This window comes from Streptomyces sp. NPDC054866, assembly GCF_053610745.1.
Map to the genome: position 1 here is coordinate 1 of NZ_JBSGZA010000020.1, position 24,557 is coordinate 24,557.

Sequence of the window (24,557 nt, forward strand, 5' to 3'; positions counted from 1 at the left end):
AGGTCCTTGCTGTGGATGTCCGTGCAGAAACCACAGCCATTGATCTGACTCGCCCGCAGCAGCACCAGGTCGATCGTCGCCTTCGGCAGCAGCCCACTGTTGATGACGGCCATGCTCGCCGTGTTGATCCCCTTCATCGCCTTGCCTGCGATCTCACTGCCGAAAAGATTCAGACGAACACTCATAACGAACTCCCTAATGCGTGGTGGATACCGCTACACCCTTCCGACGACACAGCCCCCCAAAGTGTGAGGTCGGTCCGATGTGACGTCCCCGCGCAGGCGCCTGAGGACGGCCGTCCGGCAGACCGGGACAGCCCCCATGGCCGCGCGGGCACAACATCGACTCCGAGCGCCCAATAACCGCGCGCCCGGTCTCGCAACAGCCAACTTCCGTTCGGAAGAAAACCACATCAGGGCACCCTGGCGTCACTCAATGAAGTCGCACAGCGAATCTGGCTACCCGGTGTCACGGAATTCGCGTCTGAACTAAGGCAGCGACAGAACCTCTTGAAAATGAAACCGGTGAGTATGTATCTTTGCAACGCTTCTAATCGCTTCCCGGGGGGAAAAGGTTCATGAGCAGTGCGGTAGCGCCCCAGACGAAAGATCACCGGGGTCTCAGTGGAACCCGTCGTAGATCCAACCGGAACGAACCGAGTGAACTTCCAAGGCTCACCACCACCGTGCCCAAGGAATACGTGCACCGCGCTTCGCTAGCAGAGGTATTCCTCACCAGCTGTGAGAATACGGGCGGACACATCTTCTCGCTCACCGGACAGTGGCCGCGCGCCCATACCTTCTTCAACAGCCCTGACGGTCGGAGCCACGACCATCTGCAGGCTGTCGAGACGGTCCGTCAGATCGGCCTGTATCTCGCCCACACCGAGTTCGGTGTCCCCCTCGGAAATCACTTCGTGATGCGGGACATATCCGCCACCACCTACCCCGAGCACATGGGGATAGGGCACACACCCAGCGATCTCAAGATCGAGACGATCTGGACCTCGGAGCGGCGCGACCTGCTGTCGGGCGTGAACGTCACCATCCGCCGCGGCGACCACGTAGTGGCGGTGGGCGAAGGGCATTTCACCTGCGTCTCCCCCGCCGCCTACCGCCGTCTGCGCGGCACCGCCGCCGAAGCGGCGATCGACTACCGCCCCACCGGCCAGGCGCCGGCCGACTTCGGCCGGACGCTCCCCAACGACCTGGTCCTCGCCCCGACCGACCAGCCCACCGTCTGGCGGCTGAACCCCGACCCCACCCACCCCGTGATGTTCGACCACGGCGGCGACCACATCCCCGGCATGGTCCTGCTCGAAGCCGCACGTCAGGGCGCGAACGCCCTGCTGGGACCGGGTACCACGATGGTCCCCACCCAGACGGTCAACCGCTTCCAGCGGTACGTCGAGTTCGGCACCCCTTGCTGGATCGAGGCCGTCCCGCTGCCCGTACAGCAACCGGGCATGTTCAGCGTCGTGGTGACGGGCCACCAGGACGGCCACCAGGCCTTCAGCACCGAGCTCTCCGGCTTCATACAGAACCAAGTCGCCGTATAGACAAGGCAGTTGAAGAGCGGGCCCTGTCGCGCCCGCGCACCGCACACAGCCTCCCCCGAGTGCCGCTCGGGGGAGGCTTTCGCGTGCCCGGTCCGCTATGCCGAGGGCAGCGCTTCGGCTTCACGCGTCAGCAGGGCGAGCTCGCTGTCGTCCATGGCACGCTCCCCCTGGTAGGCGATCCCGACGACGCCCCGGATCTCACCGGCCTCGTCGTGGACGGGAATCGCCACCGCGGCGCTCGCGTCCACGGCCCTGGCTCCCGGCCGTACATCACCGGTCGTGTCGGTCTTCAGGTTGCAGGTGGAAACCGCCGCGTCACGTTCGAAGGCCAGGCCAGCCATGCCCTTTCCCTTCGGTACGACGCCCACAACCGCGACGACGGGCGGGGGGATGTTCACGGCGGCGGCGAGAACCATGTCGTCGCCCCGCCGCGCATGAACGGTGCCGGCCACGCCGCCATGTGCCGTGATCCAGCGCCGGAGCCAGGTGTCGGTCCTGTCTGCTGCTTCGTTCATGATCGGAGTGTGGCACCCAGGCGCCGACAGCCGGTCGAGCGCGGGTCGAGCGGCCCGGCTCCTGGTGCCCGGCGGCGGCGCACCGCCTCGGCGGCGAGCACCGCGAGGGCGAAGGCGACGGTGCCCGCGCCGCCCACCAGGAGCCCGGCGCGGGCACCCGCGTGCTCGCTGAGCCACCCGATGAGGAGGGCTCCCAGGGGTGTGGTGCCCTGAAAGGCCAGCGTGTAGAGGGCCAGGACACGGCCTCGGTAGGCGGGTTCGGTGCCCAGTTGGATCCGGTGGTTGGCGGCCTGCGAGAACGAGATGGATCCGAAGCCGGTGAGGAACAACAAGACGGCGGCGGCTGGGTAGTTGGGGGCGAGCCCGGCCAACGCCTCCACGAGCCCGAAGCCCACGGCCGCCACGACGACCAGGTTGAACGAGGGCCGCCCACGCCGCCGCGTGTTGAGGAACGCGGCGGCCAGGGCACCCGCCGCGAGCGCCGTCGTCAGGAGACCGAAGGACGCGGCGTCCGTATGGAACACGGTCTTGGCGAGCAGCGGCAGCGTGAGCTGGAAGTTGAACGCCAGCATGCCGGTGACGGCGACAAGCAGCATCGGCAGCACGAGGTCGGGCCGGGCGGCGAGATGTCGCAGACCGTCCATGACAGGCGCCCGTTCGGGCCGCTTCGCCGCTCGGTGCAGCTCGCGCGGCCGCATCAGCCGAAGACCGACGACCGTACCGAGGTAGCTCGCCACGTTGAGCAGCATCACAGGTCCGGTGCCCCACCAGCCGATCAGGAGTCCGGCGAGCGCCGGGCCGAGGACGCGTGCGGTGCTGAAGTAGGCGGCGCTCAGGGCGGACGCGTTCGGCAGCAGCTCGGTGCCGACGAGTTCGCTGACGAAGGACATCCGTGTGGGTACCTCGACGGCGTTGACGGTGCCGAGACCGAGGGCGAACAGGAACACGTGCCACAGGCCCACCTGCCCGGTGAGCACGAGCAGGGCGAGCAAGAGGGCCAGGGCGCCCGAGACGAGGTTGCAGACGATCAGCAGGCGTCGCTTGTCGTACCGGTCCGCGAGAGCGCCGGCGTGCAGAGTGAGCAGCAGCATCGGGGCGAACTGGAGGGCGGTGACGACACCGAGGGCGGTCCCGGAGTCGCCGGTCAGGGAGAGCACCAGCCAGTCCTGGGCGACGACCATCATCCACGTGCCGGCGACGGACACCAGCTGACCACCGGCGAAGAGGCGGAAGTTACGCACGGACAGCGCGGCGAACGTCCGGCGAGCGGGCGGCGTGTGCTTGGCGCGGGGGCTGGCCCCGGGGGCGGAGGTCATCGCGGCTCCGGGCCTTCGGTCGGGGGCGGTGGACGCAGTGCATCGCACCCCGGTCGAGCGGCGGCGGAGTCTCCTTCTCGGCTGCCCTGCAACCGAGTTCACCGGCCCCGCCCCCCGTGGCGTGGCGTCGGCGCCGGCCCCACGTACTACAGCGGCAGCGTGATCCCGAGCTCCCGCATCGCCGAGGACGGCGGCCCGCCCTCCGAGCGCTCCGTCTTGTAGCCCTTGGTGCCGGGGGCGAGGGTGCGGGGGTCGACGGCCTCGGCGGGGGCCCCGGTCGCGTACAGACCGCTCGGTTCGGTGTCGCGGTCGTGCGGAAGGAGCCAGAAGACCCGGCGGCGGAAGGTGCCCGAGGAGCGGGACGCCTTGGCGCCGGGGCCGAGGACCGCGTACCCGACCATGCGGCCGTCGCGGTGGTAGGCCGGCTTGCCCTTGCGGGTCGGCAGCCGGTCGAGGTTCTGACGGACGTAGTCCAGCGCGGTGGAGTCCTCGAGCCAGACGATATCCGTCTCCTCACGGATCTCATCCTGGTCGATGAGCGCGCTCATGCTGTCCTACCTTCTCGTGCCCTGTCCGACGTCGCCGCCGCCTGGTGGAGTTCATGGCCCGGATACCCATCAGGAGGCAGAAGTATGGCAAACGGCGCCGCGGGCGGCCGGCTGTCCTGGCTCGATACCGTCATCAGGCATCCTCCTCCTCGGCAAGCAGTCCGATGCCCGGGTAGTGCTTGCGCTGGTTCGACAGGATCATCTGCTTGGGCGACGCGAGCCCGACCGTCTCGCGCACACGAGCCGCGAAGGAGCGGGACGTCATCGCCGGCACCCCCTCGTTCTGGCACCACGCCTTGTACGCCGCGTACAGCTGTGCCTGTTCTGCCCGTTGATCCGGGTGAAGCACACAGCTCTCGCCGAGGAAACGGCCGATGTGGTCCTCGGTCTCCGCGTACGCGCTGGTGGCGATGCGCACGCGCTCGGGCCCGGTGAGGTCCTTGTCGCCGGCGAGGTAACGGCGTGCGCCTTCGATCAGCCAGTTGAGGATGCCGGGGCCTTCCTCGGTGACGAGGACGTCGGCGAGGTTGTCGATCTTGCGGTCGTCGGAGACGGTCCGCTCGAACGGGATGAGCCGCATACGGCGCCAGAACGCGAAGCCCCCGGTGCCCACTTCGGGCCGGTGATTGCCGAGCAGCCACAGCTTGTGGGTCGGGGCGAAGCTGAAGAAGTCCTGGCGCATCCGGCGGGCCTTGATGCGGTCACCGCCGGTCAGGAGCTTCACCCGCGCCTCGTCGAACTTGTCCCCCGGCTTGACCTCGGAGCACACGATGACCCGGCGTCCGTGCAGCTCGGCCAGGTCGGTGGGGTGGCCCTCGAAGGGACGGGCCATCAGGAAACCGGGCGGAGCGGCATCCGCGTAATCGCCCAGCAGCTTCATCAGGACGTCCAGGAGGACGGACTTGCCGTTCTTGCCGACGCCGAACAAGAACGGCATGACCTGGCCGCCGACATCACCGGTGACCGAATAGCCGAGCAGCAGCTGCAGGAAGCCGGTCATCTCGGCGCCCTCGTCGTCGTCCCCGAAGGTGTCGGCGAGGAACCGGTTCCAGCGCGGGGTCGGCATCGGGCGGGGGCCGACCGAGGTCGAGCGGGAGTGGAAATCCTTGTTGGAGTCCGGGGTGCGCGCGAGCCCGGTGCGCAGGTCCACGATGCCCGTGGGGGTGCACAGGACGTAGGGGTCTGCGTCCAGGAGTGCCGCGTTGAGCACCATGCCCGGCGCGGACTTGGCCTGGCTGAGCATCGCGTTCATGCCGGAGGTGCTCAGCGCCCGCCTGCGGTGCTGCTGCAGCGCCGTGGTGGTGTGGGTGCCGCGCGGGTCGTTCACGGCGATGGCCTCGGCGAGGTCGCCTGCCGCCCAGATCACGGTGTCGTCCTCGTCGATCTGCCAGCGCGTGCTGTCCCAGCGGTACCAGCCGAGGCCGGGCACATGCCGGTAGTCGGCGGCGTAGAGCTTCACGAAGAGCTTGGCGTTGCCACGATCGGTGAGGCTGTCCGGGAGCAGTCCGTCAGGCGTGGCGACGCTCTCCGGTAAGGCCGCGTCCACATCCGCGTCGAAGTCGACCAGTACGTTGCTCCGGTCCGGCCTCGGCGTCATCAGCGGCCCCCGGGGCTCTGCTGTGAGTCGCCGCACGGAAACCGCAGATCAGCACACACCTAGCCCCCCATCAGCGACCGAAGCGACTCAACGACCGACATAGATTAGCGAAGTCCCGGCCGCCGGGGGCGCCGAAGGCCAAAGCTTGTGCCGCATCACTGACAAGTACACGCACGCACCGGCACGCACAAATGCCTTGGCATGCCCAGAAGTTGAGTCGCTTCAGTCGCTGCTCTCCGAGCGAACACCATCTGAACTGCGGTTCCTTCGAGCTGTGCGCAGGTAAAGAAGCAGCTTCAGTCGCTGTCTCCCAGCCACTTCCGCCTCCACCGCTTCTTGAGCGGATCTCAGTCCCGCCTGGACAGCGACTGAAGCGACCCAGAACCGCAATCCCCCCAACGGGCTGTCAGAGAGGCAGTGTTATGCCCAGTTCCCGCATCGCGGTCGACGGGGGCCCGCCTTCGGAACGCTCGGTCTTGCAGCCCTTGGCTCCTGCCGCAAGGGTGCGGGGATCGACGGCTTCCGCGGGGGCGCCGCTCTCGTAGAGGCCCTGGGGCTGGCTGTCGCGGTCGTGCGGCAGGAGCCAGAAGACGCGGCGGCGGAAGGTGCCCGAAGAGCGCGAGGCTTTGGCATGGGGTGCCAGGACGGCGTAGCCGACCATGCGCCCGTCGCGGCGGTAGGCCGGCTTGCCGATCCGGGTGGGCAGCCGGTCCAGGCTCTGGCGTACGTAGTCGAGTTCGGCGATGTCCTCGAGCCAGACCAGCTGGCTCTCGTCCCGAATCTCGTCCTCGGTGATCAGGGAGCTCATGCTCTCTCCTCATCGGCGAGCAGTCCGATGCCCGGGTAGTACTTGCGCGAGTTGGACAGAATCATCTCCTTGGGCGAGGCGAGGCCGACCAGCTCGCGGGCGCGTGCGGCGAACGCACGGGAGGAGATGACCGGTGCGTCCTCGTGGCGGCACCAGGCCTTGTACTCGGCGTACAGCCTGGCCTGCTCGGCCCGCGAAGCGGGGCTCAGCGCGCAGCATTCGTCGAAGAAGCGTCCGACGTGGTCCTCGGTCTCCGCGTAGGCGCTGGTGGCGATGCGCACGCGCTCGGGTCCGGTGAGGTCCTTGTCACCGGCGAGGTAGCGGCAGGCGCCCTCGACGAGCCAGCCCAGGATGCCGGGGCCTTCCTCGGTGACCAGGATGTCGGCGAGGTTGTCGATCTTGCGGTCGTCGGAGACGACGTGCTCGAAGGGGATCAGGCGCATGCGGCGCCAGAACGCGTATCCCCCGGTGCCGACTTCGGGCCGGTGGTTGCCGAGCAGCCACAGCTTGTGGGTCGGGGCGAAGCTGAAGAAGTCCTGGCGCATACGGCGGGCCTTGATGCGGTCACCGCCGGTCAGGAGCTTGACGCGGGCCTCGTCGAACTTGTCGCCGGGCTTGACCTCGGAGCACACGATGACGCGGCGGCCGTGCAGTTCGGCGAGGTCGGTGGGGTGGCCCTCGAAGGGGCGGGTCATGAGGAAGCCGGGCGGGGCGGCATCCGCGTAGTCGCCCAGCAGTTTCATCAGGACGTCCAGGAGGACGGACTTGCCGTTCTTGCCGGACCCGAAAAGGAACGGCATGACCTGGCCGCCGACATCGCCGGTGACGGAGTAGCCGAGCAGCAGCTGCAGGAAGTCGATCATTTCCTGGTCTTCGGGGCCGCGCCCGAAGGTGTCGGTCAAGAAGCGCTGCCAGCGCGGCACCGGCGTCTGCTGGGGGCCGACGCTGGTGGAGCGGGAGTGGAAGTCCTTGTTCGGGTCGGGGGCGCGCAGCAGGCCGGTGCGCAGGTCGACGATGCCTTCGGTGGTGCACAGGACGTACGGATCGGCGTCCAGGGACGTGGCGTTGAGAACCATGCCCGGGGCTGCCTTCGCCTGGGTGAGCATGGCGTTGATGCCGGAGGTGCTCATGGCCCGCCGGATGTGCTGGTTGAGCTCCGAAGCGGAGAACACACCGCGGGGGTCGGTGGTGGCGAAGGCTTCAGCGAGGTCGCCCGCGGCCCACATGACGGTGTCGTCCTCGTCGAACTGCCAGCGCGTGCCCTGCCAGCGATACCAGCCGAGGCCGGGGACGTGACGGTAGTCGGCGCCGTACAGCTTCACGAAGAGTTTGGCGTTGCCGCGGTCGGTGAGCGTGTCCGGCAGCAGTCCGTCGGGCGTCGCTCCGCCCGCCGTCCGGGCCGCGGGACCGGTGGCTTGGGCGGGCAGGGTGCCGGGGGCCGCCTGGGCGCGGATCTGGGCGGCGACGGCTTCGGCGTCGAAGTCGAACAGCGCGGCGGGCTCTTCGGGCAGTGTCATGGGCGCGTCCCCGGGCGAAGGGGCCGTCGCATCCCGGCGCTCATTCCGCTGCGGATGATCTGTGCTGCACGGTGGTCCTGTCCGGGGCGGGCCGCGGAGGCGGTGGCGAGCAGGGCGCGTTCGGTGGTGTCGTGAGGCAGGAGCCCGGCGGCGATGAGCCCTCCGAGGGTGTAGGCGGCCCGGTTGAGCCGGTCGGAGAAACCCGCGCCTTCAGGGACCTGGCCGCAGTCCGCGACGTCGGCGAGGGCGGAGACAAGGACGTTGCGGACGTGGTCGCGTCCGCCGCCTGCGGCCAGGACCGCCTGCCGGGCGCGCGGAGGGATCGTGCGCGGGGCGGGCACGTCGGCTGCGGGCAGGTGCCCGGTGCGCTCGAGCTCGCGGGCCAGCCAGTCGGGCAGCGCGGCAGGTTCTTCGGCGCCGCTCAGCGGGGTGTAGGTGCCCGACGCCGTGGTGGTGTGCGGGGCGATGATGTAGCCGCCGTGGGCACGGACGTCCACCTGCCAGGCCAGGGCGCGGGCGCGTCCCGAACCGGTCGAGCACTGCCAGCCGGCGGCGGGGTCGGTCCGGTACCAGACGTGGAGTCCGCCCGAGGGAGTGCGCACGCGCAGCGTCGACGTATCGGTGGCCGGGTTCGGCATGCCGCGGAGTGCGGCGAGGACGGCCAGGGTGTGGAAGCCGTTCGCCAGGCCGGTGAGGTCTATGTGCTCGCCGATGTGGATGCCCGGCAGGAGCCGGTCACGGGCGGGGACTTGAGCCCCGTGGGCATCGATGTCGATGACGACCAGGCCTGCCCGGCCGCAGGCGACCCCGACACCGTGGTCGGGCCGCGGGCCCCACCACTGAGTGATCCGCTCAGGATCGAGGGTGGCCGCGTGGAAGCCGTGACACCAGCGACCCGCCGCCGCACAGGGGCAGTTGGCCCGCGAGTGCCCCTTGACGCGGCAGCGCTCACAGTTCGCGGCCGGGGTCTTACGGCCCGGCGCAAGCGGATGAACCGGCCAGCCGCGGGCGGCGCACTGCCGGGCTGTGGTCAACGACTGCGCAGCGGCCGGAGCTTCGTCCAGGGATGGCTGCTGTGAGTCGCTGCGAGAACTCCGCAGCTCAGCAGACATGCAGTTCCCCCGTCAGCGACTGAAGCGACTCAACGACGGACATAGCCTAGCGAAGGATCCCGACAGGCGGGCGGAGCCCATACGGAAAGCCACACGCCATGTTGACGACCCGCCCAAACGCACCGCAGCGACTCAACCGAAGCGACTCAACACCTGCGCCAGCGACTGGAATCGCTCGGTCGCTGCCGTGAGTGCTCTTCAATAACCGCAGGTCAGAGCGGTCCACCACTACCAAACAGCGACTGAAGCGACTGAAGCTCCCTATCTATGACGCATGCGCACGCACACGGGAATGTCTCTACATACTCGAACCCGAGTCGCTTCAGTCGCTGTCCCAGGGAGCTGACCGCCCCTGACCTGCGCATACTTGGCAAAAAGACGGCAGCGACCAAACGAGGCCCTTGGTCGCTGGCAGTTCAGTCGCTGACGGCGACACGTGACGATGCTCGTTCTGCCAGGAGGCCGTGCGGCTCCCCCCTCCCTCCCCCCGACCGGGGACGGCGGCGAAGCTGCGGGTATTACGCCGTAATAGCTGCGGCGCCCACACCCGGGAGGGGGATCCTCCTGCCTGACGAGACGTCATGATCCTGCTGTCGGGGCGACGTCAGCACGGACTGTTCGATCAGTTCGATTCTTCGCTGTGCGCCAGTATCCGGTGGAGCACCTCGTTCGGCCGGCTGCTCGCCGCAGCACGCGGGCTTGTCCACCGGGGAGGGGCATCTGGCGAGCTGGGCAGCGGCGGAGAGCGTCGCATTATTACGCCGTAATAGCCCTGCCGCGCGGCGGCGCTGGCGCCGTACGGCACCGCAAGTTATTACGCCGTAATAGTCCGCAGCGCGGGGGCCGGTGGCGTCGCACGGCGCCACAGTTATTACGGCGTAATAGCGAGAGAGGTGAAAGGTAACGTGTGGAAGTCGCATGCGAGAGGCCTGCGTTAGTAAGGTGTCCGCATGAGCTCGCCAGCCGCCGACCGCGAGAAGGTCGTCTCCAAACTCCCCAGCCAACTCCGCCATGATCTGAAGATCCGCGCCGCCCAGCACCGGATCGACCTCCAGCACGCGGTCGAGCAGGGCATCGCCGCTTGGATGAACCTCGCTGCCGCGCCCGTCCCTCTGGACACCGCCGGCGCCGACTCCTTCTCGACCTGGCTGCCCACGGGACAGTGGGCCTCCTTCACCCGGGTCGCCAAGGACCGCAGGGTCTCCCTGATCCAGGGGCTCGCCCAGTCGGTGACGCTGTGGCTGGAGAGCAACCCGCCCCCCACCGTCCCGCGCCGCAGGCACCCCAAGCGCCGCATCGTCTGCAACCAGAAGGGCGGCGTCGGCAAGACAGCCGTGACCTCAGGTCTGGGCGCGGCGCTCGCCGAGGACCCCAACTCCCTGCACCCCGTGCGTATCTCACGCCACTTGGCCGACCAGATCGCCGCACAGGAAGCAGCCGCAGCCGATGAGGAAGCCGAGCGGGGCCCGGCGAAGGCAGCGCTCAAGATCGAGGAACTGCCCGGCCTGGGCCGCCGTATCCTCATGGTCGACTTCGACCCGCAGCGCCACCTGACCAAGCAGCTCGGGCAGGAAGACATTCCGATGAGCCCGGACTTCGACAGCCTCAGCAAGCACATGTCCGGCGAGGCCAAGGGCGACATCCACGACCTGGTCGTCACCATCGACGACGACCGCTACGGCAACCGCCTGGACCTGCTGCCCGGCTGCAAAGACGCCTTCCTCCTCGACGTCGCCCTGTCCAAGGTGCGTTTCCGTGAGGCAGCCCTCGAGCGAGCCCTGGCACCTCTGGAAGCCGATTACGACGAAATCATCGTCGACTGCCCGCCCAGCCTCGGCCTCAGCATGGACGCCGCGATCTACTACGGCCGACGCCGCGACGAGGAAGACACCGGCGTCTCCGGACCCCTGATCATCGTGCAGGCCGAGGACAGCAGTGCTGATGCCTACGACCTCCTCATCGAGCAGATCGAGGACCTCCGCGAGGACATGGGCATCGAACTCGACTACCTGGGCATCGTCGTCAACCTCTACGATCCGCGCCGCGGATACATCGCCACCTCTTCGCTGGACGCCTGGATCGCCATAAAGGATCCACGCGTCATCGCGGTCATCGGCGACCTCGGCGACCAGCGCAAGGCCGTGCGCGTCAAACAGCCGCTGCTGTCGTTCTCGCCTCGCGGCGAGCAGGCCATCACCATGCGCGCACTGGCAAGGGAGCTGTCATGAGCCGTGTCGCCGACCAGTTGGGAACCGGCGCGTCCTTCGGCAGGGCCCGCGGCCAGGTGAGCGCCCGGCGCGCGGCCGTGGCCGCGGCCACCGGCGGTGTGCCCACCGAGGGAATCCCCGACCCGACCGCACTGTCCGTCGACCTCATCAGCCCCAACCCCGACAACCCTCGGACCACGTTCGGGGATTTGACGGACCTGGGCAACAGCCTGAAGGACCACGGCCAGAAGCAAGCCGTCACGGTCATGAACCGCGACGCCTACGTCAACGCGAACCCGGCCCGCGAGAGCGAGCTCGAAGACGGCACCACGCATGTGGTCGTCGACGGCAGCAGCCGCCTGTGGGCCGCCCGCGAAGCCGGGGTCCCCGAGCTGAAGGTGATGGTCGACGACACCCAGGGCAGCACCGAGGACGAGCTCCTTGAATCGGCCCTCGTCGCCAACGTCCACCGCCAGGACCTGGAGCCGATGGACGAAGCGCGCGCCTTGCAGCGGCTGCTGGCCATCCACAAGACCCAGACCAAGCTCGCCAAGCGACTCCACAGGTCACAAGGCTGGGTCTCCCAGCGCCTGGCCCTGCTGGGCCTGACCCCCGAGCTGCGGCAAAGCCTCGAGGACGGCACCGAGAACGTCGACCTGCTCCGGGCCGTGGGCAACAAGCCCGCCAAGCAGCAGCAGAAGGCGCTGGAGGAGCTCAAGGAGAAGAAGGCCGCGGATGAGACCTCCCGCCGACGCCCACGCAGCACGCCCCGCGCCGACCACGAGGATTATTACGCCGTAATAGAGGGCGCCGCGGGAGACGAGCCGGAGCCCGGGCCCACCGAGAATTATTACGCCGTAATAGAGGGTGCCGCGCGGAACAAGCCCGAGCCTGGGACCACCGGCGCCCCGAAGCAGCGCGCATCACAGCACCGCAGGGCAGCGCCGGCGCCAGCGGTGGCGCCGGATGAACCCGCGGAACAGACACGGCAGCGCGAACCGCTGCCAGAACTCGTGGGCATCCAGTCCATGCCCTTCGGCCGGCCCGAAGCAGTGCTGAGGATCCTCGAAGAGCACATGCCTGCCGAGAAGTTGGAGCAGCTGGTCAAGCTGCTCAACAACCGGACCCGGACCCGGACCTGAGCCACGGGCTCGGGCGACGGCCCCGCCCCACGGCCTGATGGCCGGGGGGCGGGGCCGTCCCATTGGCAGGCGCCCCCTACCTCCTCGATCAAACGCTCCCTTCCCGACGAACGGAAAAGGCACCCGCGGCAGCCGCCAGCATCGCCGCCGCCGCGGCCCGTGCCGGGAGTTGCGCGTCGGGGTCGGCGCGCAGGAGTACCAACTGGTGGTAGACCGGCGCCGTCGCGGCGATCAGCAGGCTCCGTGCGTCCGTGTCCTGTCGGGGGAGTTCGCCGCGTTCGACGGCGCGCTGGACGAGGATCTCGCACTGGGCGTACCGGTCCGCCCACAGCTGCGTCTGGGCCCGCGCGGCTTGTTCGGAGTGGAACGAAGCGGCCATCAGGGCGACAGCGAATGACGGCCGTACGACCAGGGACTCCTGGATCTCCTGATTGAGAGCCGTCAGATCGCCCCGCAGGGAGCCGGTGTCCGGTGGCTGCCAGTCGATCTCGCCGGCGTCTTCGATGACGTCGACGAGCAGGCCGCCCACGTCGCGCCAGCGCCGGTAGACCGTGGTGCGGTGCACCCCCGCGCGGGTCGCGACACCCTCCATCGTCAGTCCTTCGTGACCGCTCTCGGCGAGTTCGGCGCGCACCGCGTCGAGAACCTGGGCGCGGATGCGGGCGGTGCGACCGCCCGGACGGCGGTCCGGCGTCATGGCCGTCGGGTCTGTCGGGTCTGTCATCGGGAATCCAGTATCCGGTTGATCAACGGGCGGGGCTGTGTCAGCATCTTAACGCAACAGATGTCGCACTAGTAGCTCCGCCCTCCCGACCGAGAGGAACCGTCTTCCCGATGCCGCCCGTTCCCGCTGATCCCACCGTGCTCCACCCGATGCCGGAGCACCCGCGCGTCGTCCTGCTCAAGCCACTGGTGAAGTCGCCGCTGATCGAGGTCGGCGACTACTCGTACTACGACGACCCGGACGACCCGACCGCGTTCGAGACGCGCAACGTGCTGTACCACTACGGGCCCGAGCGGCTCGTCATCGGCAAGTACTGCGCGCTGGGCACGGGCACGCGGTTCATCATGAACGGCGCCAACCACCGTATGGACGGGCCGTCCACGTTCCCCTTCCCCACCATGGGCGGCTCCTGGGCCGAGCACTTCGACCTGATCACCGGCCTGCCGAGCCGGGGCGACACCGTCGTCGGCAACGACGTCTGGTTCGGGCACGGCGCCACGGTCATGCCCGGCGTACGGATCGGCCACGGCGCGATCATCGCCTCCGGCGCCGTGGTCACGGACGACGTACCCGACTACGGCATCGTCGGCGGCAACCCCGCCCGTCTCATCCGCACCCGCTACGACGCCGAGGACATCGCCCGGCTCCTCGCCGTCGCCTGGTGGGACTGGCCCGCGGAGCACATCACCGAGCACGTACGGACGATCATGTCGGGGACCGTCGCCGAGCTGGAGGAGGCTGCCGCGCAGACCAACCGGCCCTGAGTCAATGACACCGCGTCCTGATCAGACCGGCCCTGAGCCCTGACACCGCGTCCCGGTCAGACCGCCCGCTCCCGTCCCGCCGCGCCAGAAACGAGTGATCGCTCATGTCCCGTCGCCGCGCCCATGTCGCGATGGTCGGCATCCCCATCGTCAGCCATGTCCTGCCCAGCCTCGCGCTCATCCGCGAACTGGTGGCCCGCGGGCACCGCGTCACCTACGCCAACGACCCGCTCATGGCCGACCGGATCGAGTCCGCCGGCGCGGAGCTGGTGCCCTGCACCTCCATGTTGCCCGTCGCCGACAACGACTGGCCTGCCGATCCCATCGCCGCGGCGAGCCTCTTCCTCGACGACGCCGTCCAGGCCCTCCCTCAACTGCGCGCCGCCTACGACGACGATCCGGCCGACCTGTACCTCTACGACATCGGCGCCTACGCGGCACGCGCCCTCGCCGAAGCGCAGGGCCGCCCCCTCCTTCAGCTGTCCCCGACATTCGTCGGCTGGGACGGATACGAGGAGGAAGTCGCGGCGCATCTCCGGAAGTTGCCGGGAGCCGACGCGTACCGGGAGAGGTTCGCGCGGTGGCTCGCGGAGTGCGGGGCGACCACCACGGACGTGGACGCCTTCTCCGGACCGCCGGACCGGGCCCTCGCCCTGATCCCGCGGGCGATGCAGCCGAACGCCGATCGAGTCGACACCGACACGGTGACCTTCGTCGGCCCCTGCTTCGACACCCGGCCGGACACGGACGGCTGGACCCGCCCGGCGACCGCGGACCACGTACTGCTGATCTCGCTCGGCTCGGCGTACACGCGCCAACCGGAGTTCTACCGCCAGTGCGTCGCCGCCTTCGGCGACCTGCCCGGCTGGCACGTCGTGCTCCAGATCGGCAAGCACACGGACGCCGGGGAACTCGGCGCCGTTCCGCCCAACATCGAGGTGCACTCCTGGGTCCCGCAGCGGGCGATCCTGGAACAGGCCGACGCTTTCATCACCCACGCCGGGATGGGCGGCTGCGGCGAAGGGCTCCTGGCAGGCGTTCCCATGATCGCCGTACCGCAGGGAGCCGAGCAGTTCATGAACGCCGACCGGCTCGTGGAGCTCGGCGTCGCCCGCCGTGTGGACACCGCTGACGCCACCCCCGAGACCCTTCGGGCGGCGCTGAACGACCTGGTCACGGATCCGGAACGCGTCGACCGGTCCAAGCAGTTGCAGGCCGCCGCCCGGGCAGAGGGCGGCACCCGGCGCGCCGCCGACCTCATCGAGGGCATGCTCCCCCGACCATGACGACTAGTTTTGCGGGCAAGGCAAGGCAGGGCAGTTGAAAGGGCGAGGTTCGCTGTCAAGGGTGCCGGTCATGTCGTAGAGGAGCAGAGGAGGAGACCGAGGGTGAACTGGACACTTGGCGAGGAGTTCGAGACGACCGAGGGCATGGTGCGGTGGAAGGTCCTCGGCAGCGGCGACCCCGTCGTGCTGGTGCACGGCACCCCGTACTCCTCCTTTCTCTGGCGGGACATCGCGCCGGCACTCGCCCGTACCCGCACCGTCTTCGTCTTCGACCATCTCGGCTTCGGCCAGTCGGACCAGCGCGAGGGCCAGGACCTCAGCCTGGCCGCTCACGCGAAGAACTTCGCCCGGCTCCTCGACCACTGGGAGCTGTCCAGCCCCAGCGTCGTCGCCCACGACATCGGCGGGGCCGTGGCACTGCGGACACTGCTGCTGGAGAAGAGGAGTTACAGGGACCTGACCCTCTTCGACGCGGTGAGCGGCGGCGAGTGGGAGCGAGGGCTCTTCCAGCTCATCCTGGACCACGCGGACGTCTTCCAGCAGCTACCGGACTACGCCCACGAAGCGCTGGTAGCCAGCCACCTGCGGCACGCCACACACGTCGGCTTCCGGCCGGGAGTCCTCGACGCGTTCCTCGCACCGTGGCGGGGGGCCGCGGGGCAGGCGGCGTTCTACCGCCAGTACAGCCAGATCAGGCAGTCGGACACCGTCGCGTACGAGCCCCTGCTCGGCGACATGTCGCTGCCGGTACGCCTCATCTGGGGCCGCGAGGACCGCATCCTTCCCCCGAAGTACGCCACTTGGCTGCACGAGCGCATCCCACACGCCGAGCTGCACTGGATCGAGGGAGCGGGCCACCTCCTCCAGGAAGACGCACCGGGCCAGCTGTCGGCTCTCCTCACCGCCGGATTCGGCACTCAGGCACCGGCGTAAGCAAGCCCCCTCAACCCCTACGCGTAGCTGATTCAGCGTCATTCAAATCGGTAGAACCGCTCCCCTGGCGAGCTGACGAACCTCGCTCTTGCGGCGGAAGCTGGCCTCTCGCGCAACGCGTCCACCCAGCCGCCCGCCGCCAGCAGCAACCCCTGTCCGCGTGTCCGCAGGAGCGGTGTTCACTTATTCACACACTTTCACGCACGCACACACGCACACAGGCTTTGCCTTGACCTGCGCATTGCTGGCCATGTCGACCACTCAACGTCCCCTCGTCGAGTCCTCGGCGAGGAAACGGCTTCGTCTCGATGCGCTCATGTCGAGGCGGAGCCGAGCCCTTCGGCAAAGGTTTCACTTGTTCACACACTTTCACGCACTCACGCGTGCACACATTCCAACTCGCACGCATGCTCTCGCTCACGCCCTTACGCGCCCGTGCGCTCGCCCACCCCTTCACTCTTTCCCTGGTTCGCTCTCGCGCTCGGTCACGCCCACACGCCCACACGCAGATTCTCTTGCGTTCACCCTTGCGTCCCTTCGTGCGTAAACGCATGCACACGCTCACGCGCGCACGCCCTCGTCCACGCCTACTCTCTTTCACTGGCTCACGCTGGCGTTCCTGCGGACATGCAAACGTGCAGACACGCAGACACGCCCACACACGTGCCTACCTCCCTCGCTGCACTAGTTCTTGCGTTCAGTGACGCGTGCACTCCCGCCTACTGACGCCTACTCACACATGCGCGCACCGGCTGGTGCGGACGGTCACCCATACGTGCCTGCGCTCATTCCCGTGCTCCTGCGCGCCAACTCGCGTCCGTCCACTCTGGCGAGCGGGCGTGCACACGGTGAAGCGTGCGTTGGTACATACACACAGCGCCTCTCGCGCCCGGGCGCACTCGGCCTCGTTGATGCGCTCGGCTACGACATCTCGGGCGAATAGGCGGCTTCGAAACTGTCAGGGTCGTGGCAGCGAGGCTGGGGGAGCGGAGCGACACGCTTGAGGGCCTGAAACTCGGCGGGTTCTGCTGATTCTGCTGTTAATCTGTGCGTCGTCATTATGAATCTGTCAGTCTCACAGCACGGATTGGTAGCAACGGCGCATCTCGGTCGGTGTGGTGCTACTGCCATCGGGTTTGGTGGGACGGAAAGGCACCCATGCGGGTCATCACCGTCGCCAGTCAGAAGGGCGGGGTGGGTAAGACCACCACGACCGTGAACCTTGGTGCCACGTTCGCCAGTGCGGGCGCTCGTGTGCTGGCGATCGACCTGGAGTTGCAGGGGCAGTTGGGCGTGGCCTTGGGGGCTTTCGCCAAGAAGCCCCAAGACATCGGCGATGCGCTGCTCGACTACGTCGATGCCCAGGAGACTGGGGATTGGGACTCGATGATGCCCCTGACCGACCGGATGATTGATCGTGAGGTGCTGCTCAAGGAGTTCGATTCCGCCGGCAGCCTGCACGTCATCGGTTCGGTGATGGGGGTAACCGACCGGGCCCGGGCGGAAGTCGCCAAGCGGGGCTGGGAAGCCACTCCGACGCTGCGGCGGCTGCTGATGACTGTGGCAGACCAGTTCGACGTGGTGCTGATCGATACCCCGCCGTCCGCGGATGCGCTGTCGTCAGTGGCGTTGGCCGCTGCGGACTACGTCATCGCCATCTGTAACCCGCGTCTGGCGACCGCTGACGGGGCGCGCGTGGTTCGCAACAACACGCTGAAGGTCCCCGAGCGTACGGGGGGCGCCTGCAAGCCGGTCTTTCTCGGCACCGTACTCAATGAAGCGCTGCCCCCCTCCAAGCGCAACGACGAGACCGACGCAGTCGACGCGTATCTGCTCAAGCATGATCTGGCGCCGTTCACGAACCAGATCCGCACCAGCCCGCAGATTTCCGCCTCGTACGGGGTGAGCCGGCCCATCGTGATCGACGAGCCGAGCTACGCGGCCAGCCGTTGGTACGAAGACCTCACCGAAGAGATTCTCGAGCGCCTTGGGAGCCTGGCGGTATGAGCGAGGCGCGCAAGGGACGTCGCGGCAAGTCGCGTTCTTTCAACTTCGATGCCATCGAGCATGTGGGCAACGACGCTGATGCCGGGGGATTCCTCGGTGACGCGGAGGCGGAGCAGGCACGCCAAGGAGCTGCTCCTGCCGTGGTGGCGGTGGCGCCCGAACCCGCCCCTGAGCCACCCGCCCCAGAACCCGACGCAGCCACCAAGAAGAAGGCGGCTAAGGCCCCGACGGCCGTGCCGCAGCAAAGTCAAACTGAGCCCGCAGGCGGCCCTCCCGCGGCGCCCGCCGAGGAGACGGCCCACGCGGATCCCGCTCCCTCGGCTCAGCCCGAGGTCGCGCAGGACCAGGCGGCCGAGGCAAAGACACCCGGGGCAGGGGAGGGGAAGGCAGAGCATTCTGGGCCTGCGCCTGCGCCTGCGAGCACGGGTGCCGACACGGTGGGTTCCACGATGCCCGCGGCGGCCCGGCGACGGGTGAACGACAGCGCCCCGACGTTCTCGGCCATGTCAGCTGAGCCGGTACTCGAGCAGAGGCCCAAGAAGAAGAAGGGGAAGGCCACGCCCGCCCAGGACGCGGTCGTGCAGGGCTTCTTGAGCCACCGCACGGCAGGCGGCTGGCCCATGTGGTCGGGCCGGATGCTCACCGAGACCAAGATCAGGCTCCAGCAGCGGGCCGATGAGGACGCGGTGAGTTCGCAGCGCCCGCGGCTGAAGCCCGGCCACTATCTCGACGCGGCGTTGCGGCAGTTGCCCGACGAACCGGCCGCGCAGGCGGCGTTGGCCAACGAATGGCTCGTACGTCGGTGGGGCGGTGAGCACCCGCCTGGCACGAGTGCGCAGATGAGTGTCAGCCCGGAGGTGCACGCCTTCCTGGCCAATCTGAAACGCTCTTTGCGCGGCCATCGGGCCGGCATCGTGATCGATGTGGTGTGCGCCGCCGCCGATGTGTTCCTCGACCAGCTCGATGAGGAGGGGCCGTTGGCCCCCTGACCTGCGTCTACTTGAAGGGTCTGGCCCCGCTGCGGGGTCAGACCCTTTTTGCGTACCCAGGGATTTCACTTCTTCACACACTTCCATGCACGCGATCACGCATGCATTCACACACACACCCACTGCTGCACACAGTCATGCCTACGTGCACGCATTGACACTGACACACTCACGCTAACGCTGACAGCCACGCCGACATCGGGACGCGCCTCGTGCCCCCACTACCCCGAAACTCCGTCAGAAGTGCTGCACTGCCTGGCAGTCCGCCGCTACCAACCAGCCAGGAGACCGCACATGTGTGCGGCGGGTGACACGCTCGAATGAGTCTGTCAATTCCACATTGGGGCGTGTGAGGCACTAGTGTGAGAGGCAACACCACGAGAGGGACGCCACATGAGAACCGCGCCGGGAAGTTGGTCCCTGCGAGCGCTGGCCGCCGAGGCCAAGGTGCTGCCCAAAGTGGCCCGGGATGCCGCCGAAGAAGGTGTCATCGACTCACATCACACGGTGGAGACCGACATCGTCCTGGTGCGGCTGTACGGGGCTCTCAAGCGTCTGGTGTGGCCCGAGGAGCGCCGCCCCGCCAACCGCGACCAGGGCCTGCGCGTGTGGGAATCAATAACGATCGAGACGGCGCGCGCGGCCCTGCCCGACGACATCGCCCCCGATACCGGTCTGTTCATCCATCAGACCGGCTGCACCCTGGCCACGGGCCCCGGTGAGTACTGCGCCGCCCTGTTCAAGCTGGCGGACGAGCCGTTCTATTACGCCCCGCTGGGCAAGTGGTTCGACGAACTTCCGTCCCGGCGCATCGCCTCAGAGGCTGCTTGATGACCGCACAGATGATCCTGCTGGTGGGGGCCGACACCGGCCCTCCAGGGCGGGCAACCGCCTCTGACCAGACTTCCTGCAGCGCCTGCAGGAACTGAACGGCCCGGGACATCCGTCCCGGGCCACTCGTGTTCGACGCCGTCACCGGCGCACAGACCAGGAAGGAACCACTCAGCCAGATCCCTAACTGAATAACCCATCCAGCTCGACCGATTCGCCTCGCCAGGCCGCCGAGTTGCGATGGGACTTTGCCTCAACCCATTCCTCGTCCGGGAGCCCATCATAGCCACCGCCACAAGGGCCAGCTTCGTGCTGCCCGAATCCGCCTCAAGGAACCCTGCTAGTTCACCCCAAGAGCCTCCAAACCGCCCCGGCATCGTTCCCCCACTCGTCCACCGAGCGGCCCAGGACGTGCTCACCACCGCCTCACGGTGCGCACAGCCCCGTGCCTGGATGCAGGCCGTCACCTGGCTCGTCGCCTCCGGTCTCCACCCCAAGGCGAACACCACCACCCTCGAGGTCGCCAACGACCTCGCCACGCGCATGGACTACCAGCGCGGCATCGTCCTGTACGACCTCGACGGAACCGTCGTGCGCACCCAGCAGTCCCGAGCCACGGTCAAACGGCACGTGGGCTACCTGCGTGAACTCGGCGCGTTGGTATGGCTCATCCACGGCTCCAAGCGCAACCTGCGCCTGCCCGGTCGCAAGTACACGGCCACCGCCACCGTCTACGGCGCGGTCATCCCGCCCTGTTACGACGATGCGATGGGTCATCGCATCGCTGGCCACGGCTACGAGTCCCGCAAGATCGGCGTCACCGAGCAGGGCCGCGTCCGGGCCGTCACGACCGCCCGCACTACCGCCTCACGGACTCCAAAGCCTCGTATCGCCAAGGGCCGTGAGCCCCATTCTCGTGGGCCTCACCACCACGGACCTGTATCTGAAGTGGGTGGGAAAGCAAAAGCTACGCTGCCGCGTGCCAGGAACATCACACCTCGTCGCAGCATCCTGGGAAGGCGGGTAACCGCACTCGCGTTCCAAGTCGCCGACCGCCTCGCCCGTAGGCTGAGGCCCCTGCACAACTGGACCCAGCGGATGACGATTCCCGAGCTGTCCTGGGTGCTCGTCGACCGGGTCCTCGACGGTTACGACGAGTTCCAGATCGATAGGTGGCTGCGGGAGAACGCCCCGGCCGTAATTGTCGGGCCCAACTGGCGGCCCGCCAGCCCGCACCGCTATCTCGCCGCCAGGCTGACCAAGGAGCACGGCGTAGAACAGGCGGACCGCGAGCGCGCATCGGCACAGGCTGTGGCCGTCGAGCCGATGGCAAATGCTGCCTGGCGTGAGCTGTGCGCCGAGCGTGCGGCCGCTGTCGCCGAGGCCCACGTGGCACGTACGGCCCAGGAACGGCAGGAGGCTCGCCAGGCCGCGCAGTGGGACATCGGCCTGGTCATCGACCACCTGCAAGAGCACGGCGAGGACGACGCATTGGACCTGTACGGCACCCGCCTCACCGTGAAGGCAGCCGGCCTCGCCGCCTCTCGGCACTTCCACGCAGGCCTCGGACACGCCTACGCGTGAAACGTGCGGCCGAACGCCGGTGGTCAACTTCGGAGAGCCCCCCCCCGCATCCGCAAGCCGCTACCGCGCTCGTTGCACGATCCACCGCCTGGTACCGCGGTGGTTTACCCGCTGACGCGCTGGGTGGAGCAGAAGGTCATACGACTGCGGGACGCGATGCGAGCAGCTCCGTCTGTAGCTTCCTGTGCTGACCGCAACACCCGTGCTGAGACAGGGGGAACACTCATGCGAAAGGCCAAGATCGGAGCGTTAGCGGCATCTGCTTTGCTGCTCGGAAGCGGCATGACCGCGGCAGCAGGGCAGGCCGCAGCCTCGGACACACCGGTCAGCGCTGCGCGAGCCTGCACAGAGAACGCGCCGCGTTTCACCGGTTCGCCGGGTACGGGCAGCAACGACCCCGCGTTCTGGCCGGCCAGGGGCACCTACGCGACCACCACCACCAGGTGCAAGGACATCAACCTGAAGCTGGACGCATCCCGCGAGGTGAGGACCTGCTTCAAGAAGGGTTCAGGCTGGGACTGCAACGGCTGGCGCGGCCTGGCGGCGGGCCGTTGGGGCCTGGCTGCCACCGATGTGCTCGACAACACCAAGTTCTTCGTGCAGTTCAAGGGGACGAGCCGCGCTACAGGCTTGATCGACTACTGACGAGCTTGGGCGCGATGAGGGGCGAGGCAGCCCGTTCACAGGATGCGGCCGCCTAGCTTCCCGCCGATGCAGCAACAGAAGACCCGCCCCGGTCACCACCGGGGCGGGCCTTCGCGTATCCCGGAGGATCAACCGCCCGAGCCCCACCACAATCACCCCATGCCCGCCTACCCGGCGCGACTCCTCGTGGGGTAGGCGGGGCCTGCGCAGCGCCGCGCTTGTTCGACGGCGTCGAGACGGGCGAAGGCTCCGGGCGCCATCAACTCCTGCCACCCGGCGAGGTCGTGGACGGCCCACATGTTGTGCTCGGCGGGATCGAGGCGGATCCGGCCGAGCTGGTCCGCGGTCAGCTGGCCTCCGTCGAAGACGAAACCCACCTTGTTCAGGGGCATGCGGGGTCCGGCGTGCAGGAAATGCGTCAGGAGCAGTCTTGGTGTGCACCGAGCGCTTCCTTGGCCGGCGGAAAGAGGGTGCGGACGTGGCCCAGCAGTACCTCGCGCGCGCAGTCCGGGTCGATGCGGGCTGGATCCTCGTGCTGAGCAGGTCCTCGAACGAGGGGTAGCGGGTGATGCGCTTCACCACGATGTCGACTTCCCGGCCACTGTCTTGGTCGTGGAAGACGATGGTGTCGCCGACTTCGACGGCCGCCTTCTCGGGGGCAGCGACGCGGACTTCGACCGTTTTGCGCCCGGACTCCACCTGCCTGTAGTGGCGCCCCAAGAGGCGGAAGTGATGCTGGCGCTGGGCAGCGTCTTGCCCGCTGCGGGTGCCAGAGGGCGTGCGCTGGGCTGCGAGGTGCGGAGCGGCCTCGTCCCGGCGCGGGCTGCGCAGGATGAGGATGACCAGCCCGTCGGCGTCGTGCCGCTCGGCCGCCCATCGGTTCTGCAGGTGGGCGAGTTCGTCCTCGTCGAGGGTGATGTCGCGCCGTTCGGCTGGTGTGTCGGCGGCGAGCGGAGTGATGAGTACGAGGGCGCCGTTAGGCCGCAACCGGTGGTGCAGCGCATCCAGGGTGCGATCGCGGAAGCTGAGGAAGGGAGCGATGAATCGCAGGGTGATCAGGTCGTAGCCGTCGTCGTGGAGCGCGGCCCCGTCGTCCTCCTCGACGTCAAGGCGTAGCCAGCGAGCGGCGTCGCCGTGGCGGGTGCCGGCGTCGGCGAGGGCGGTCTCGGACCAGTCGATGGCGTCCACGGTGTAGCCGGTCGAGGCCAGGTGCGCGGCGAGTTCGCCGGTCCCGCACCCGACGTCCAGAGCTCGTGCCCCGGCAATAGGCGGCAGATGTGTGGCCAGCAGCGCGTGCTCGGTGTCGGTCAGTGGCCGGTAGCGGCGTCCCTCGGTGTAGCCACGGTCCCATTCATCCCGCGTGGTGAACATGTGCGGAGGCCCGCCCTTCTCGGTAGTGGTATTGCGACGGCAGCGCAGTGCAGCGGCTGAATGCCGACTGGGCTTGGCCGGTTGTGTGCATTTGGCGGCCAGAAGTGCCATTGAGGTGCAGCACTCCGGCTCGCGGATGTAGGGCTCGCCGTCCCAGTGGGTGAGCGGTGAGCTGGTGGCGCTGCCTGCTTGTTTCGTTGAGTTCTGGGGGCCGGGGGCCCTGCTTACCGGTCTTTGGATAAGGCGAGGAGTTCTGCGAACAGGCCCTTGGTGTTGGCCAGGTCTTCGTATGTGCCGTGGTTGATGATGTGGCCTTTGTCCATGACGAGGATGTGGTTGGCGAGGCGGGTGTTGTCCAGTTGGTGGGTGACCACGATGGTGATGCGGTCGCGGGCGCCGTGTTTGATCTTTTCGAAGATCTGGTGCTCGCCTCTGGCGTCCATCTGTGGGGTCGGCTTGTCGAGGATGAGTAGTTCAGGTTGCCGGTAGAGGGCGCGGGCGTGTGAGTGGGTGATGTGAGTGGGTGGTTGGTCAGCAGTGGGTTTGATCTTCCAGGTCGTGTTTGGACGCGGGTCGGTGTGCGGGTATCCGTGTTCGTGTCGGCTGTCATGAGGTGGCTGTCGACTGCCGTGGAGTGCCTAGCGTGGGCAGTCTCTTTCTGTCATGGAGTTGTCTCTTCCTGTGCGCGGGCGTCTGGGGCTCGGGTGTGCTGGTTGGTATGGCGAGGAGTCGGCTGTCGTGGTCTGGGATGGTTCCGGTGACCGGTTCCGCGGCTGCGCCTGTGGTGTTGCGGGAGGTGGTGGTGCGTCGTCTGTTGGCGGTGGGCCAGGCCGGTGGTGTGACGCGTGTTCATGTCCGGATCGCTGCCGAGGCTGCCGGGGTCTCCCAGCGGACGGTGTGGCGTTGGCTGGAGATGGCTCGTGAGTCGGGACGCGTAACCAATGCCGTGGCGTTCGGGCTTTCGCACCGGCATTCACGTCGACCAGGATGTGCTGCGCTGGACTTTCAGTGCGAATCTGCGTTGGGGTGTCACTGGTCTGTGTGTGGGGGCTGGTGGGTGGGGTGTGGGTCTGGCTTGGGCTGATGTGGGTGTTGGTGTCGTC

General features: G+C 68.0%; 21 protein-coding genes and 2 pseudogenes. 11 read left to right on the forward strand and 12 right to left on the reverse strand.

All coding sequences use genetic code 11. The features are described from left to right. Positions 1–185 (reverse strand): carboxymuconolactone decarboxylase family protein (locus ACWGI2_RS41780; RefSeq protein WP_453701280.1); only part of this gene is annotated, 185 nt, incomplete at its 3' end. Positions 186–685: 500 nt separating this feature from the next. Here ACWGI2_RS41780 and ACWGI2_RS41785 point away from each other — a divergent pair. Further along, positions 686–1,558: a ScbA/BarX family gamma-butyrolactone biosynthesis protein gene (locus tag ACWGI2_RS41785; protein ID WP_453701281.1), complete on the forward strand. Its 873-nt coding sequence runs from the start codon at positions 686–688 to the stop codon at positions 1,556–1,558. A gap of 95 nt (positions 1,559–1,653) precedes the next feature. On the opposite strand, the gene ACWGI2_RS41790 is transcribed toward ACWGI2_RS41785, so the two are convergent. From ACWGI2_RS41790 to ACWGI2_RS41820, 7 genes are all read right to left on the reverse strand, one after another. Further along, positions 1,654–2,073, reverse strand: a complete 420-nt coding sequence (locus tag ACWGI2_RS41790) for a GAF domain-containing protein (RefSeq protein WP_453401029.1) — start codon at positions 2,071–2,073, stop codon at positions 1,654–1,656. After that, positions 2,070–3,389: an MFS transporter gene (locus ACWGI2_RS41795; RefSeq protein ID WP_453701283.1), complete on the reverse strand. Its 1,320-nt coding sequence runs from the start codon at positions 3,387–3,389 to the stop codon at positions 2,070–2,072. The genes ACWGI2_RS41790 and ACWGI2_RS41795 overlap by 4 nt, the downstream gene beginning before the upstream one ends. A 146-nt stretch (positions 3,390–3,535) precedes the next feature. Beyond that, positions 3,536–3,937, reverse strand: a complete 402-nt coding sequence (locus ACWGI2_RS41800; RefSeq protein ID WP_453401027.1) for a DUF6009 family protein — start codon at positions 3,935–3,937, stop codon at positions 3,536–3,538. 133 nt (positions 3,938–4,070) lie between these two features. Next, positions 4,071–5,534, reverse strand: a complete 1,464-nt coding sequence (locus ACWGI2_RS41805) for a DNA primase family protein (protein WP_453401026.1) — start codon at positions 5,532–5,534, stop codon at positions 4,071–4,073. Between the two features lie 406 nt (positions 5,535–5,940). After that, positions 5,941–6,342, reverse strand: a complete 402-nt coding sequence (locus tag ACWGI2_RS41810; protein ID WP_453401025.1) for a DUF6009 family protein — start codon at positions 6,340–6,342, stop codon at positions 5,941–5,943. Then, positions 6,339–7,859 carry a DNA primase family protein gene (locus tag ACWGI2_RS41815; protein WP_453701284.1) on the reverse strand — a complete coding sequence of 507 codons (1,521 nt, stop codon included), beginning with the start codon at positions 7,857–7,859 and terminating at the stop codon, positions 6,339–6,341. Before ACWGI2_RS41815 ends, ACWGI2_RS41810 begins: the two co-directional genes overlap by 4 nt. Then, positions 7,856–8,971: a bifunctional DNA primase/polymerase gene (locus ACWGI2_RS41820; protein WP_453701286.1), complete on the reverse strand. Its 1,116-nt coding sequence runs from the start codon at positions 8,969–8,971 to the stop codon at positions 7,856–7,858. The genes ACWGI2_RS41815 and ACWGI2_RS41820 overlap by 4 nt, the downstream gene beginning before the upstream one ends. 950 nt (positions 8,972–9,921) lie before the next feature. Here ACWGI2_RS41820 and ACWGI2_RS41825 point away from each other — a divergent pair. Beyond that, complete coding sequence (locus tag ACWGI2_RS41825) at positions 9,922–11,199, forward strand: ParA family protein (RefSeq protein ID WP_453701287.1); 1,278 nt, start codon at positions 9,922–9,924, stop codon at positions 11,197–11,199. After that, entirely contained in the window at positions 11,196–12,320 is a 1,125-nt protein-coding gene (locus ACWGI2_RS41830) for a ParB/RepB/Spo0J family partition protein (protein ID WP_453701288.1), read from the forward strand. Before ACWGI2_RS41825 ends, ACWGI2_RS41830 begins: the two co-directional genes overlap by 4 nt. A gap of 88 nt (positions 12,321–12,408) precedes the next feature. Here ACWGI2_RS41830 and ACWGI2_RS41835 read toward each other — a convergent pair whose 3' ends face one another. Further along, complete coding sequence (locus tag ACWGI2_RS41835) at positions 12,409–13,044, reverse strand: TetR/AcrR family transcriptional regulator (RefSeq protein ID WP_453701290.1); 636 nt, start codon at positions 13,042–13,044, stop codon at positions 12,409–12,411. Positions 13,045–13,154: 110 nt separating this feature from the next. Between ACWGI2_RS41835 and ACWGI2_RS41840 the strand changes: the two genes are divergently transcribed. The 8 genes from ACWGI2_RS41840 (at position 13,155) to ACWGI2_RS41875 (ending at position 22,083) form a co-directional block, all read left to right on the forward strand. Next, positions 13,155–13,808, forward strand: coding sequence for a CatB-related O-acetyltransferase (locus ACWGI2_RS41840; RefSeq protein WP_453701292.1), 654 nt, complete (start codon positions 13,155–13,157; stop codon positions 13,806–13,808). Between the two features lie 104 nt (positions 13,809–13,912). Continuing rightward, on the forward strand, positions 13,913–15,094 hold the full coding sequence (locus tag ACWGI2_RS41845) for a macrolide family glycosyltransferase (RefSeq protein WP_453701294.1): 1,182 nt from the start codon (positions 13,913–13,915) through the stop codon (positions 15,092–15,094). A 102-nt stretch (positions 15,095–15,196) separates the two neighbouring features. Then, positions 15,197–16,027 carry an alpha/beta fold hydrolase gene (locus ACWGI2_RS41850; RefSeq protein WP_453701296.1) on the forward strand — a complete coding sequence of 277 codons (831 nt, stop codon included), beginning with the start codon at positions 15,197–15,199 and terminating at the stop codon, positions 16,025–16,027. Positions 16,028–17,185: 1,158 nt separating this feature from the next. Beyond that, positions 17,186–18,034, forward strand: a complete 849-nt coding sequence (locus ACWGI2_RS41855; RefSeq protein WP_453401016.1) for a ParA family protein — start codon at positions 17,186–17,188, stop codon at positions 18,032–18,034. A gap of 503 nt (positions 18,035–18,537) precedes the next feature. Beyond that, a complete protein-coding gene (locus ACWGI2_RS41860; protein WP_453701298.1) occupies positions 18,538–19,023 on the forward strand; it encodes a hypothetical protein in 486 nt (161 codons plus the stop codon). Between the two features lie 393 nt (positions 19,024–19,416). After that, positions 19,417–19,854 (forward strand): hypothetical protein, encoded by a 438-nt coding sequence (locus ACWGI2_RS41865; protein WP_453701300.1) that lies wholly within the window; start codon positions 19,417–19,419, stop codon positions 19,852–19,854. A gap of 453 nt (positions 19,855–20,307) precedes the next feature. Further along, positions 20,308–21,438 carry a cell wall protein gene (locus tag ACWGI2_RS41870; protein WP_453701302.1) on the forward strand — a complete coding sequence of 377 codons (1,131 nt, stop codon included), beginning with the start codon at positions 20,308–20,310 and terminating at the stop codon, positions 21,436–21,438. 225 nt (positions 21,439–21,663) lie between these two features. Continuing rightward, positions 21,664–22,083: a hypothetical protein gene (locus ACWGI2_RS41875; RefSeq protein ID WP_453401012.1), complete on the forward strand. Its 420-nt coding sequence runs from the start codon at positions 21,664–21,666 to the stop codon at positions 22,081–22,083. A 167-nt stretch (positions 22,084–22,250) separates the two neighbouring features. Here the strand turns inward: ACWGI2_RS41875 and ACWGI2_RS41880 are convergent, their stop codons facing one another. From ACWGI2_RS41880 to ACWGI2_RS41890, 3 genes and pseudogenes are all read right to left on the reverse strand, one after another. Then, complete coding sequence (locus ACWGI2_RS41880) at positions 22,251–22,475, reverse strand: hypothetical protein (protein ID WP_453401011.1); 225 nt, start codon at positions 22,473–22,475, stop codon at positions 22,251–22,253. Positions 22,476–23,010: 535 nt separating this feature from the next. Next, positions 23,011–23,565, reverse strand: a pseudogene (locus tag ACWGI2_RS41885) (class I SAM-dependent methyltransferase); the annotation flags it as partial. 113 nt (positions 23,566–23,678) lie between these two features. Further along, positions 23,679–23,954 (reverse strand): annotated as a pseudogene (locus tag ACWGI2_RS41890) (ABC transporter ATP-binding protein); the annotation flags it as partial. Positions 23,955–24,557: the final 603 nt, after the last annotated feature.

Excerpts from the sequence above, each read along its gene's own strand:
- ACWGI2_RS41805 (WP_453401026.1), bottom strand. The coding sequence starts at position 5,534 with ATGACGCCGAGGCCGGACCGGAGCAACGTACTGGTCGACTTCGACGCG.
- ACWGI2_RS41835 (WP_453701290.1), bottom strand. The coding sequence starts at position 13,044 with ATGACAGACCCGACAGACCCGACGGCCATGACGCCGGACCGCCGTCCG.
- ACWGI2_RS41800 (WP_453401027.1), bottom strand. The coding sequence starts at position 3,937 with ATGAGCGCGCTCATCGACCAGGATGAGATCCGTGAGGAGACGGATATC.
- ACWGI2_RS41790 (WP_453401029.1), bottom strand. The coding sequence starts at position 2,073 with ATGAACGAAGCAGCAGACAGGACCGACACCTGGCTCCGGCGCTGGATC.
- ACWGI2_RS41870 (WP_453701302.1), top strand. The coding sequence starts at position 20,308 with ATGCAGGCCGTCACCTGGCTCGTCGCCTCCGGTCTCCACCCCAAGGCG.
- ACWGI2_RS41875 (WP_453401012.1), top strand. The coding sequence starts at position 21,664 with ATGCGAAAGGCCAAGATCGGAGCGTTAGCGGCATCTGCTTTGCTGCTC.
- ACWGI2_RS41865 (WP_453701300.1), top strand. The coding sequence starts at position 19,417 with ATGAGAACCGCGCCGGGAAGTTGGTCCCTGCGAGCGCTGGCCGCCGAG.
- ACWGI2_RS41795 (WP_453701283.1), bottom strand. The coding sequence starts at position 3,389 with ATGACCTCCGCCCCCGGGGCCAGCCCCCGCGCCAAGCACACGCCGCCC.
- ACWGI2_RS41860 (WP_453701298.1), top strand. The coding sequence starts at position 18,538 with ATGTCAGCTGAGCCGGTACTCGAGCAGAGGCCCAAGAAGAAGAAGGGG.
- ACWGI2_RS41845 (WP_453701294.1), top strand. The coding sequence starts at position 13,913 with ATGTCCCGTCGCCGCGCCCATGTCGCGATGGTCGGCATCCCCATCGTC.
- ACWGI2_RS41840 (WP_453701292.1), top strand. The coding sequence starts at position 13,155 with ATGCCGCCCGTTCCCGCTGATCCCACCGTGCTCCACCCGATGCCGGAG.
- ACWGI2_RS41815 (WP_453701284.1), bottom strand. The coding sequence starts at position 7,859 with ATGACACTGCCCGAAGAGCCCGCCGCGCTGTTCGACTTCGACGCCGAA.
- ACWGI2_RS41880 (WP_453401011.1), bottom strand. The coding sequence starts at position 22,475 with ATGCCCCTGAACAAGGTGGGTTTCGTCTTCGACGGAGGCCAGCTGACC.
- ACWGI2_RS41830 (WP_453701288.1), top strand. The coding sequence starts at position 11,196 with ATGAGCCGTGTCGCCGACCAGTTGGGAACCGGCGCGTCCTTCGGCAGG.
- ACWGI2_RS41855 (WP_453401016.1), top strand. The coding sequence starts at position 17,186 with ATGCGGGTCATCACCGTCGCCAGTCAGAAGGGCGGGGTGGGTAAGACC.
- ACWGI2_RS41820 (WP_453701286.1), bottom strand. The coding sequence starts at position 8,971 with ATGTCTGCTGAGCTGCGGAGTTCTCGCAGCGACTCACAGCAGCCATCC.
- ACWGI2_RS41810 (WP_453401025.1), bottom strand. The coding sequence starts at position 6,342 with ATGAGCTCCCTGATCACCGAGGACGAGATTCGGGACGAGAGCCAGCTG.
- ACWGI2_RS41825 (WP_453701287.1), top strand. The coding sequence starts at position 9,922 with ATGAGCTCGCCAGCCGCCGACCGCGAGAAGGTCGTCTCCAAACTCCCC.